The organism is Microbispora siamensis (genome assembly GCF_016863095.1).
Classification (GTDB): Bacteria; Actinomycetota; Actinomycetes; order Streptosporangiales; family Streptosporangiaceae; genus Microbispora; species Microbispora siamensis.
Genome location: NZ_BOOF01000023.1, coordinates 133,299 through 144,431 on the forward strand (window position 1 = coordinate 133,299; position 11,133 = coordinate 144,431).

Genomic DNA, 11,133 nt, shown 5'->3' on the forward strand with positions numbered 1-11,133 from the left:
GGGAGTGAGCATGCCCGTGACCGGTCCACGTTCCACCTTGAAGGTCGCGTCCGCAGTCCATGGCGCGGCCGTTGTCGTACGTGTGGAAGGCGATCTCGACGCAGGGACCGTTCACCTGCTCCATGACGAGTTGGACCGGGTCTGGGAGTCGCCCGGGACGTCCGTCCTCGTGCTCGATGTCGCCGAGCTCATGTTCTGCGACTCGCGGGGGCTGAGCGAGCTGATCTCCGCATTGCAGCGCGGCCAGGCCCTGAACGTCCGATTGATACTGAGCGGCGTGCAGGGCGTGTTGCGCCGGGTGCTGACGATCACCGGCCTGCGGAACGTGTTCGAGCAGCACCCGACCGTCGCGGAGGCGCTCGGCCACGCGGCCGACGCCGGTCCGCGCAACCCCCGGCCCGCCGGCGGGCCGGACTCTGACTCCGATTCCGGCGGGTTGTACGAGACCGCCGGGGACCGCTGAGCGGTGCCGGCCTCCGCCGCCCTGTCCTCCTTGCCTCCCTCTGCCTGCCGGGGTAAGTAGAGGTGTAACTTCTCTGTAGATCTTTCAAGAGGAAGATCTCTCAGGATGAGGACAGGCGATGACGACGAGACTTGGCGTCACGGTGAGCCATGAGGCGACGCACACTCTCGTCACCCTGACCGGCGAGCTGGACGTGATCTCCGGCGAGCGGCTGCGCACCGTGCTCGGCAAGCTGCGTGAGGAGGGCGGCACCCGGCTGGTGGTGGACACCTCCGAGCTGACCTTCTGCGACTCCATGGGCCTGCGGCTCCTGCTGGAGGCGCACGACCGCGCCGTCGAGGCGGGCGGGTTCATGAAGCTCGCCGGCGTTCGGGGCGTCTTCCGGAGGATCCTCACGGTGACCGGGCTGCACGCCGCGTTCCCCATCTACGAGACCGTCGCGGACGCCCTGGCGGCCCTGCACGACTGACGGCCGTCACAGGCCGCTCTTGACCTCCTCCCGGAGTTCGGACAGGTCGATCCCGGCGTCGGTCAGGATGCGTACGCCCAGGCCCTCGCCCTCCCGGATGACGCCGAGGAGGATGTGCCCGTCCCGGATGCTCCTGCTCTTCATCGCGAGAGCCTCGCGCAGCGAGAGTTCGAGCACCTTCCTGGCCCGTGGCCCGAACGGCACGCGCCAGCCGCTGACGAGGACCCCTCGGCGGTCGCGCTGCGGTGCGCGGTCCAGGGCGCCGGGCCCGAAGACGCCCTCGACCTTCTCCCGCACGGCCGACAGATCGATGCCGATCGACTCCAGGGCCTCGGCGTCGATGCCCTCGCCGGTCAGGTCGCCGCGTATGCGGACGATCTCCGCGCGCACCCCCGCGTGGTCGATCCCGTGGGCCGCGAGAAGGCGCGCGGACGGCGTCTGCGGGGTCAGCAGACCGAGCAGGATGTGCTCGGTGCCCGCCTGCTCGTGCCGGAGCTCCCGCGCCTGCTCCACCGCGTGCTTGACGACCTGCCGGGCGTCGTCGGTGAACCGTTCGAACATTTACTTCTCCCGTCTCAGCAGTCCTCGCCCGCCCGCGTACTTCTTGTGCACCGCCTGCCGGGACACCCCGAGCAGGAGCGCGATGTCCTGCCACGACCACCCCGCGGTGCGCGCGTTCTCCACCTGCAGCGCTTCGAGCCGTTCCACCAGGAGCCGCAGGGCCCGTACGGCCCGCAGGCCGACGGCCGGATCGCGGCTGCCGGCGTCGCTCGCCAGCTGTGCCGTATCGCTCATGTCGTCAACATAGGTTGACAAGCCCGTCCGTGTCAACCTTGGTTGACGCCGGAAAACGATTTGCCCCTCAACCTGCGTTTTTGCGAGCCTGGAACGACCATGCGCTCTCTTCCTGTGGCCGATCCCGGTACTCCCGACGCCCGCGGGCCGCTGCGCTACCTGTGGTGGGTGGCGCGCGGCCAGGCCGGCTCGATGCTGGCCGGAGTCGGCCTGGCGGTGCTGTGGTGGCTGGGACAGGCGCTCGTGCCGGCGGCCCTGGGCAAGGCGATCGACGCGATGGCCGCGGCGGACGCCGGCACGCTGATCAAGTGGTCGCTGGTGGTGCTCGGGCTCGGCGTGGTCCAGGCGGTCGCGGGCGTCACACGTCACCGCTTCGCGACCTTCGCATGGCTGTCGGCGGCCTACCGCACCGTGCAGGTCACCGTACGGCAGGCGGCCAGACTCGGGGCGACGCTGCCGAAGCGCCTCTCGACGGGCGAGGTCGTCAGCGTGGGCAACTCGGACATCGCGCACATCGGCAACGCCATGGACATCCTCCTGCGGGGCGGTGGTGCGGCCGTCGCGATCGTCGCGGTGACCGTGATCCTCCTCGCCACCTCGGTCCCGCTGGGCCTGGTGGTGCTGATCGGGGTGCCGCTGATGGCGGCCGCGGTGGGTCCTCTGCTCAAGCCGCTGCACCGGCGCCAGCACGAGCAGCGCGACCTGCAGGGCGACCTGGCCACCCGGGCCGCCGACATCGTGGCCGGTCTGCGGGTGCTGCGCGGCGTCGGCGGCGAGCAGGTCTTCGCCGCGCGCTACCGGGCGGAGTCGCAACGCGTACGGCAGGCGGGCGTGCGGGTGGCCTCGGTGGAGTCCCTGCTGGAGGGCGCCCAGATCCTGCTGCCCGGCGTGCTGATCGCGTGCGTGACCTGGCTCGGCGCGCACTTCGCGCTCGACGGCCGCATCACGCCCGGTCAGCTCGTCGCGTTCTACGGCTACGCGGTCTTCCTGATCGCGCCCCTGCGTACGCTGACCGAGGCCGCGGACAAGCTGACCAAGGGGCACGTGGCGGCGCGCCGCGTCTGCCGCATCCTGTCGCTGGAGCCCGAGATCGCCGGCGGCGACGGCCGCTTCCTCACGGGACCGAACACGCTGCCGGGCACGCTCCGCGACGGCGAGTCGGGCGTCGAGGTCCGGCCCGGCCGGTTCACGGCGCTCGCGGCGGCCGCGCCGGAGGACGCCATCGCCATCGCCGACCGCCTGGGCAGGTTCGCCCCAGGCGACGTCACGCTCGGCGGCGCGCCGCTGGCGGAGCTGCCGCTCACCGGGGTCAGGCGGCACATCCTGGTGGCCGACAACGGCGCGCGGCTGTTCAGCGGACGGCTGCGCGACGAGCTGGACGTGCGGGGCACGGCCACCGACGAGGACGTACGCCAGGCGTTGCACGCCTCGTGCGCCGAGGACATCGTGGCGGCGCTGCCCGAGGGCCTGGACGCGCACGTGGCCGAGTCGGGCCGCGAGTTCTCCGGCGGCCAGCAGCAGCGGCTGCGGCTGGCCCGGGTGCTGCTCGCCGACGCGGAGATCCTGATCCTGGTCGAGCCCACCAGCGCCGTCGACGCGCACACGGAGGCGCGCGTCGCCGAGCGGCTGGGCAAGGCGCGGGCGGGCCGGGCGACCCTGGTCTGCACGACCAGCCCGCTCGTGCTCGACCGGGCCGACCACGTGCTGTACGTCGAGGGCGGCGTGGTGCGGGCCGAGGGCACCCACCGGGCGCTGTTGGAGACGGTGCCGGCGTACCGCTCGACCGTGACACGCGAGTTGCTTCGGGGAGAAGACTGACCATGGCCCGCGAGATCCTGCCGGTCGCCGACCGGGCGCAGGTGCGTGCCTACGCACGGCGGCTGACGCTGAAGTATCCGCGTGAGCTCGGCCTCGCACTGGCCCTGCACGCGCTGGCGGCGGTCGCCGGGCTTGTCGCGCCCCGCATGCTCGGCGACCTCGTGGAGGGCCTGGCCAAGGGCCGGACCGACCTGCGCGTGGACGCCGTCGCCCTGGCCATCGCCGCCTTCGTGGCCGCGCAGGCCGTGCTGGTCAGGTTCGCGGTGTACGCGTCGTCACGGCTGGGCGAGAAGGTGCTGGCGGAGCTGAGGGAGGACTTCGTCGGCCGGGTGCTCGCGCTGCCGCTCTCGACGGTCGAGCGGGCCGGTTCCGGCGACCTCATCACCCGTACGTCCAGGGACGTGGACGCCCTGTCCCGGAGCGTGCGGCACGCCGTGCCCGAGACGCTGATCGCGGTCGTGACGGGAACCTTCGTCGTCGGCGCGGTGATCCTCGTCGGCCCGGTGATGGCGGTGCCGTCGCTGGTCGCCGTGCCGCTGCTGTGGGGCGCCACCCGGTGGTACCTCAACCGCGCCAGGGACGGCTACCTGCGGGAGAACGCGGCGTACGCCGACATGACCGAGGGCCTGGCCGAGACCGTCGAGGGCGCGCGCACGATCGAGGCGCTGGGGCTGGAGGACCGCCGCAGGGACCGTACGGACCGGGACATCGCCCGGTCGTTCGCCGCCGAGCGGTACACCCTGGGCCTGCGCATGGTGTGGTTCCCGGCCGTCGAGTTCGGCTACGTGGTGCCGGTCGTGGCGACCCTGCTCATCGGCGGGCTGTTCTCCATCGAGGGCTGGGTGACGGTGGCCCAGGTGACGACCGCGACGCTCTACGTCCAGCAGCTCATCGACCCGCTCGACCGGCTGCTGTCGTGGGTGGACGAGCTCCAGGTCGGCGGGGCCTCGATGGCCCGGCTGCTGGGCGTGGCCAACGTGCCCGACGACCGCGTCGCGGGCGAGGCCCGGCCGGTGGGGGACGAGCTGAAGGTGAGCGGCGTGCGGTACGCCTACCGCGAGGGCCACGACGTGCTGCACGGCATCGACCTCGACGTACGCCAGGGAGAACGCCTGGCCATGGTCGGGCCCTCCGGGGCCGGCAAGTCGACGCTGGGCCGCCTCATCGCCGGGGTGCACGCGCCGGGGAGCGGGTCGGTCACGGTCGGCGGGGTGCCGCTGGTCGAGCTGCCGCTCGACGAGTTGCGCGGGCACGTCGCCCTGGTCACCCAGGAGCACCACGTGTTCCGGGGGACGCTGCGCGACAACCTCCTGATCGCCAGGCCCGACGCCTCGGACGCCGACGTGCGCCGCGCGCTGGAGGCCGTGGACGCCTGGGAGTGGGTGGCGGCGCTGCCGGAGGGCCTGGACGTGGCCGTCGGCTCCGGCGGCGCGGCGATCTCCCCGGCCCAGGCGCAGCAGCTCGCGCTCGCCCGGCTGGTGCTGGCCGACCCGCACACGCTCGTCCTGGACGAGGCGACCTCGCTGATCGACCCGCGGGCCGCCCGCCATCTGGAGCGGTCGCTCGCGGCCGTGCTGGAGGGCCGTACCGTGATCGCCATCGCCCACCGGCTGTACACGGCGCACGACGCCGACCGGGTGGCCGTGGTGGAGGACGGCCGGATCAGCGAGCTGGGCTCCCACGACGACCTGGTGGCCGCGGGCGGTGCCTATGCCGCGCTGTGGGACAGCTGGCACGGCACCGCCCGCTGATTCAGTTCACGTTGAGCGACTTCCTGAGGAAGTCGAGCTGCAGGAGGAGCAGGTTCTCCGCGACGACCTCCTGCGGCGTCATGTGGGTGACGCCCGACAGCGGGAGCACGGTGTGCGGGCGGCCGGCCGCGAGCAGGGCCGACGACAGCCGCAGCGTGTGCGCGGCGACGACGTTGTCGTCGGCCAGGCCGTGGATCAGCAGCAGCGGTCGCTCCAGCTTCTCCGCGTCTCCCTTCTCGGCATCGCCGAGGAGGGACGACCGCTCGTAGTGCCCCTCGTCCGGGTGGCCGAGGTAGCGCTCGGTGTAGCAGGTGTCGTACAGCCGCCAGTCGGTCACCGGCGCCCCGGCGACGGCGGCGTGGAACACGTCGGGACGGCGCAGCACGGCGAGCGCGGCGAGGTAGCCGCCGAACGACCAGCCCCGGATCGCCACCCGCGACAGGTCGAGGTCGCCCGGGTGCAGCGCCGCCACGCCCTGCAGGGCGTCCACCTGGTCCTGCAGCGAGATCGTGAAGTCGTGCAGCATCTCGCGTTCGAAGGCCGGGCCGCGTCCCGGCGTGCCCCGCCCGTCGGCCACGATCACCGCGAAGCCCTGCTCGGCCCACCACTGGGACTCCAGGAACATCCGCCGGGCCGACAGCACCCGCTGGGCGTGCGGGCCGCCGTACGGGTCCATCAGGACGGGCAGCGGGCCCGAGCCGGGCACGTGCCACGAGGGCAGCAGGACGGCCGTGGACAGCTCGCGCGAGCCCGCCCGGACGAGCGACACGCGCGGCTCCAGTCCGGGCCGCTCGGCGAGGGACTTGATCGACACCGACCCGACGGAAACCGTCGTGCCCTCGGTGTCGAGGCTCTGCCGGGCGACGAGCGTCACTCCGCCCGCCCGGCGGCCCGAGTGGACGCCCGGTTCGGTCGTGACGGCGCTGATGGTGCCCGCCGAGTAGGTCCACAGGTGGATCTCGGTGGGCTCGCCGCTCGCCTGGAAGAGCACGGTGTCGCCGTCGACGTCGAGCACCGCGCGGACCTGCAGGGACGGCGGCGTGACCGGCTCGTCGCCGATTATGAGGCGGTGGCCGCCGTCGGCGTCGGCCACCCACACGAGCGTCCCGTCCGACAGGCGGGCCGGGACGCCGGTGACGATGTCCACCCAGGCGGGGTCGGTGTCCTCGCGCAGGAGCGTCGTCTCGCCCGTGTCCGGGTCGGCCGCCAGCAGGCGCATGGTCCGCTGGTCGCGCGAGAGCGTGACGATCGCGAGGCCGTGGCCGTCCCAGGCCGCCGTCACCAGGTACTCCTGCTCGAACGGCACCGCCGTACGTGCGCCGTCGAGGCCGATGACGTGCAGCGTGACCTCGGCGTTGGCCGTGCCGGCGGCGGGGTAGCGCTGCGGGACGGGCTGACGATCGGGGTTGGCCGGGTCGGCGATGTGCCACAGGGACACCGGCGACTCGTCCACGCGGGACACGAGCAGACGGTCACCGGAGGGCGACCACCAGTAGCCGCGCATCCGGTCCATCTCCTCGGCCGCGATGAACTCCGCGAGGCCGTAGGTGACCAGGTCGCCTTCCGGCTCTGCGAGTGTGGCATCTGCGCCGGTGGCGAGCTCCAGCACGTGCAGGGCGCCGCCCGTGACGTACGCGACCCGCGCGCCGGTGGGGTCGAGCCGGGGGTCGATGACCGGCCCGGCCGCCGGGAGCCGCCGCACCTCGCCCGAGGCGAGGTCGGCCAGGTAGAGGTCGCCCGACAGCGCGAAGACCGCCTGCCGCACCTCCCGGTCCGTGGCGTACGCCACCACGCCGCCCGCCGACTCCCGCGTCCGCTCGCGGCGGGCGCGCTCCTCCGGCGGCAGGTCCTCGTCGGCGGCGCCCAGGGCGAGAGGATCGACGACAAGCCGCTCGGCTCCGGACGCGACGTCCAGCTCCCACAGGCAGGTCACCGGATCGGTGCCCGACCTCGTCCTGAGGAAGGTCACCCGACCGCCGTCAGGGGAGATCGTGAAGTTGCGCGGCACCCCGAGGGTGAACCGCCGGGTCCTGGCATGCAACCGCGGGAAGCTCTCCGTCATAGCTCCTCATACTGCCAGCACGAGGGCACTACCCTCGGAGGCATGACTGACCGTCGCTTGCTGCTCGTGCACGCCCACCCCGACGACGAGTCCATCGGCACCGGCGCGATCATGGCCAAGTACGCCGCCGAGGGTGCGCACGTGACGCTCGTGACCTGCACCCTGGGGGAGGAAGGCGAGGTCATCCCCCCGGAGCTGGCCCACCACGCGGCCGACAGGGACGACACGCTCGGTCAGTACCGCATCGGCGAGCTGGCCTCCGCGTGCAAGGCGCTCGGCGTCACCGATCACCGCTTCCTCGGCGGGGCCGGCCGCTGGCGCGACTCGGGCATGATGGGCGCGGCGACCAACGACCGCCCCGGCTGCTTCTGGCGGGCCGACCTCGACGAGGCCGCGGGCGAGCTGGTCAAGGTGATCCGCGAGGTCAGGCCCCAGGTCCTGGTGACCTACGACGAGAACGGCTTCTACGGGCATCCCGACCACATCCAGGCGCACCGCGTCTCCTGGCGGGCCTTCGAGCTGGCCGCCGATCCCGCGTTCCCCGGCGGGGAGCCGTGGCGGATCGCGAAGTTCTACCACACCGCCATGCCCAAGTCGGTGCTGCGGCGGACCATCGAGACCATGCGCGAGGCGGACGTCGACTTCTGGGTGCCGGAGTCGATCGACGACATGCCGGGATGTGCCGACGAGGACGTGACGACGGAGATCGACGCCCGGCCCTACGTGGAGGCGAAGCTCGACGCGATGCGGGCGCACGCGACGCAGATCGCCGTGGACGCGCCGTGGTTCGCGCTGTCGAACAACGTCGGCCAGCAGGCCCTCGGGGTCGAGCACTTCATCCTGCGCGCGGGGGTCCCCGGCCGGCCCGGCATCGGCGCTCCGCCCGAGGTCGGCGGCCTCGGCGAGCCGTACGACCGCGAGACCGACCTGTTCGCCGGCGTCGGATAGGTTGAGTGGCATGACCCAGGAGACGCACGTCGCCGTCGAGACCGAGGACGATCCCGGCCCGCTGGCCGGGGCCGTGACCGGCGCGGCGTACGGCGTGCTCTTCCTGCTGGGCGCGGTGCTCGGCGTCGTCGGGGGCTTCCAGCACGGGTGGTACGCCGGGCAGGTGCCGGTCGCCGCGATCGCCTGGCTGGCCGTCCTGTTCGCCGTGCCGTACGCCATGGGCAGGCTGATGGGCGGCAAGCTGGGCGCGCTCGTCCCGGCCGCCGGCTGGCTCCTCGTGTCGTTCCTGCTGGCCACGCCGCAGCGGGCCGGCGACCTCGCCATCGCGGGCAACTCCGCCGGCTACTGGTACCTGTACGGCGGCGCCGTCGCCGTCGCGGCGGCCGTGGTCGTCACGCGGTCCGCCGGTTCGTGGCTGCTGCGGTCGTACGGCCGTCTGTGAGGTTGTCTGGGCGGGAGTGGTCGCGGATCCTGGGGACATGCGGCGGTCGCACCGGGTCCGGCAGGTCATCAACTACGTCAACCTCTCCACGCCCCTCGGGCTGCTGATCGCGCGGATCGGCGGAGCCCGCACCCGCAGAGGGGAGCGGGGCCTCGTCTACGCGCACGGGTATCGCATCCCGTTCCCGGTCGCCGGGGCGTTCACCGTGGGCAACGTGATCCTGACCAAGCACGGGGAGGGCTATCTCACCGGCTGCCTGCTCGACCACGAGTCCCGCCACGCCACGCAGTACGCGTTCTGCGTCGGCCTGCCCATGCTGGTGCTGTACGTGCTCGCATCGGCCGTCTCGTACGCCGTCTGCGGCCATCCGGCCTCGTGGAACCTTTTCGAGCGCATGGCCGGCCTGGACGACGGCGGTTATCCCCAGGTGCATCCGTGGTGGAGGAGAAGGGGGAGTAGGTCGCCTTCCCCCTGAGGGCGGAGGAAACATGGCGGGAATCGACCGGTCGTAGGAGGAATATTTTCGGCTCTGCGGGGATCATGGAGAGCGGAAGGGAGTTCCCCATGTCGCAGACGATTCAACCGGAAAGCCCTGAGGCCCCAGAAATCCCCGTTTCTCCCGTTCCGAAGGCGCCGAGTGCGCCGACTGTCCGGCCGACCGGACCCCGCCGGTGGCCGTCCAGTTTCGCCGACAGGCTGACCGCCCCTCTCCCGGACTTCCGCGAGGTCACCAGTGTCATGTGGCACGGGCAGCTGCGGCCCGACATCGGTGACAGCGACCAGATTCCCGTCCACCGTGTCGGCCTGCCCCGCGCCGCCGCCACCGAGACCGTGGTGACCTGGGTCGGCCATGCGACGTTCGTTCTCCAGATCGGCGGACTGACCGTGCTGACCGATCCGGTGTGGTCCCGCAAGATCCCCGGCGTGCGCCAGCGGCTGACCCCTCCCGGCGTCGCCTGGTCCGACCTGCCCGAGGTCGACGCGGTCGTGATCAGCCACAACCACTACGACCACCTGGACGCGCCGACGATCCGCCGTCTGCCGAGGGACACGGCCGTCTTCGTACCGGCCAAGCTCGGCGGGTGGTTCCGGCGGCGCGGCTTCCGCGACGTGACCGAACTGGATTGGTGGGAGTCGGCCCGCCTCGGCGACGTGACGTTCGACTTCGTCCCGGCCCACCACTGGAGCCGCCGTACGCTCTGGGACACCTGCCGCACCCTGTGGGGCGGATGGGTGCTCACCTCTCCCGAGCACCGGGTCTACTTCGCCGGTGACACGGCCTACGGGGAGCGGTTCGCCCAGATCGGCGAGCGTTACCCGGGCATCGACCTCGCTCTCATGCCGGTCGGCGCCTACGAGCCGCGCTGGTTCATGAAGGTGTCCCACGTCGACCCCGCCCAGGCCGTACAGGGCTGCCTCGACGTGGGTGCACGGCGGATGGCCACCATGCACTGGGGGACGTTCGTGCTGTCGGGCGAACCGCTGCTGGAGCCCGTGCGCGAGGCCCGCGCCGTGTGGGAGTCACGCGGCCTGGACCCCGCCGACCTGTGGGATCTCGCCGTGGGCGAGAGCCGTACGCTGCTCTAACTGGATGGCGCCGAGATGGTGCGCTTGCGGGAGGGCGGCTACGGTCGCTCTCCAAGCATCGTCGCGGCATTGGCCAGTCGCGTCCGCAGATGCCGCCGGAACGACCTTCTCGCGCGCAGGGCCTGACGAATCGCGTGCTTTCGCGCGGCGGCAGCGGTCTCGGTGGCCCTGACACAATGCGGGTATGAGCTTCGCGACCGCTGATCTCTACGACGCCCACGGCGACGCGCTGCGCAGTTGTGTCACCCAGTTCCGCTCGTACGGCTCACGCGCGCGATTCTCCGGTCAGATCTCCACAATCCGCTGCCTGGAGGACAACGCGCTCGTCAAGCAGGTGCTCGCGACGCCGGGCGAGGGCCGGGTGCTGGTGGTCGACGGCGGCGGATCGCTGCGTACGGCGCTACTCGGCGACATGATCGCGACCTCGGCGGTGGAGAACGGCTGGGCCGGCGTAGTGATCCACGGCGCGGTACGGGACACGGCCGCGCTGGCCGGGCTCGACCTCGGCGTCAAGGCGCTCGGCGCCAACCCTAGAAAGAGCGCCAAGACCGGCCTTGGGGAGGTAGACGTCCCGGTGACCTTCGGGGACGTGACCTTCGCCCCGGGGGAGTGGCTCTACAGCGACGAGGACGGCATCCTCGTCAGCGACCACCGCCTCGACATCTGAGCTCCCCCGCACCCGCTCCCCGGCACTTGCCCACGCCCCGCACCTGCTCCCGCCCCGGCACCTGCTCCCGCCCTGGCACCTGCCCGCGCAGAGCCCGGCGCGCGGGCCGCGGCTGTCCGTGCGCCGCCCGG

The 11,133-nt window shown here is 72.4% G+C and carries 12 protein-coding genes; 9 read left to right on the forward strand and 3 right to left on the reverse strand.

The genetic code is table 11. The features are described 5' to 3' along the window. Window positions 1-10: 10 nt before the first annotated feature. Window positions 11-463, forward strand: a complete 453-nt coding sequence (locus Msi02_RS20105; protein WP_204049757.1) for an STAS domain-containing protein — start codon at window positions 11-13, stop codon at window positions 461-463. Window positions 464-581: 118 nt separating this feature from the next. Further along, entirely contained in the window at window positions 582-932 is a 351-nt protein-coding gene (locus tag Msi02_RS20110; RefSeq protein WP_079316661.1) for an STAS domain-containing protein, read from the forward strand. Window positions 933-938: 6 nt separating this feature from the next. Here the strand turns inward: Msi02_RS20110 and Msi02_RS20115 are convergent, their stop codons facing one another. Continuing rightward, window positions 939-1,493, reverse strand: a complete 555-nt coding sequence (locus tag Msi02_RS20115) for a Clp protease N-terminal domain-containing protein (protein WP_204049758.1) — start codon at window positions 1,491-1,493, stop codon at window positions 939-941. Continuing rightward, on the reverse strand, window positions 1,494-1,727 hold the full coding sequence (locus Msi02_RS20120) for an RNA polymerase subunit sigma-70 (protein WP_079316659.1): 234 nt from the start codon (window positions 1,725-1,727) through the stop codon (window positions 1,494-1,496). Window positions 1,728-1,826: 99 nt separating this feature from the next. Here Msi02_RS20120 and Msi02_RS20125 point away from each other — a divergent pair, with 99 nt between their 5' ends. Then, window positions 1,827-3,545 (forward strand): ABC transporter ATP-binding protein, encoded by a 1,719-nt coding sequence (locus tag Msi02_RS20125; RefSeq protein ID WP_204049759.1) that lies wholly within the window; start codon window positions 1,827-1,829, stop codon window positions 3,543-3,545. Between the two features lie 2 nt (window positions 3,546-3,547). Further along, entirely contained in the window at window positions 3,548-5,296 is a 1,749-nt protein-coding gene (locus Msi02_RS20130; protein WP_204049760.1) for an ABC transporter ATP-binding protein, read from the forward strand. A 1-nt stretch (window position 5,297) separates the two neighbouring features. On the opposite strand, the gene Msi02_RS20135 is transcribed toward Msi02_RS20130, so the two are convergent. Further along, a complete protein-coding gene (locus tag Msi02_RS20135) occupies window positions 5,298-7,358 on the reverse strand; it encodes a DPP IV N-terminal domain-containing protein (RefSeq protein ID WP_204049761.1) in 2,061 nt (686 codons plus the stop codon). Between the two features lie 42 nt (window positions 7,359-7,400). On the opposite strand from Msi02_RS20135, the gene mshB reads away from it, so the two are divergent. The 5 genes from mshB (at window position 7,401) to rraA (ending at window position 11,002) form a co-directional block, all read left to right on the forward strand. Further along, complete coding sequence (gene mshB / locus Msi02_RS20140) at window positions 7,401-8,306, forward strand: N-acetyl-1-D-myo-inositol-2-amino-2-deoxy-alpha-D-glucopyranoside deacetylase (protein WP_079316656.1); 906 nt, start codon at window positions 7,401-7,403, stop codon at window positions 8,304-8,306. 10 nt (window positions 8,307-8,316) lie between these two features. Next, window positions 8,317-8,748 (forward strand): DUF6113 family protein, encoded by a 432-nt coding sequence (locus Msi02_RS20145; RefSeq protein WP_079316655.1) that lies wholly within the window; start codon window positions 8,317-8,319, stop codon window positions 8,746-8,748. 37 nt (window positions 8,749-8,785) lie between these two features. Beyond that, complete coding sequence (locus Msi02_RS20150) at window positions 8,786-9,223, forward strand: hypothetical protein (protein WP_079316654.1); 438 nt, start codon at window positions 8,786-8,788, stop codon at window positions 9,221-9,223. Between the two features lie 263 nt (window positions 9,224-9,486). Next, a complete protein-coding gene (locus Msi02_RS20155; protein WP_239108552.1) occupies window positions 9,487-10,335 on the forward strand; it encodes an MBL fold metallo-hydrolase in 849 nt (282 codons plus the stop codon). A gap of 184 nt (window positions 10,336-10,519) precedes the next feature. Continuing rightward, window positions 10,520-11,002: a ribonuclease E activity regulator RraA gene (gene rraA, locus Msi02_RS20160; protein ID WP_204049762.1), complete on the forward strand. Its 483-nt coding sequence runs from the start codon at window positions 10,520-10,522 to the stop codon at window positions 11,000-11,002. The last annotated feature ends 131 nt before the right edge of the window (window positions 11,003-11,133 follow it).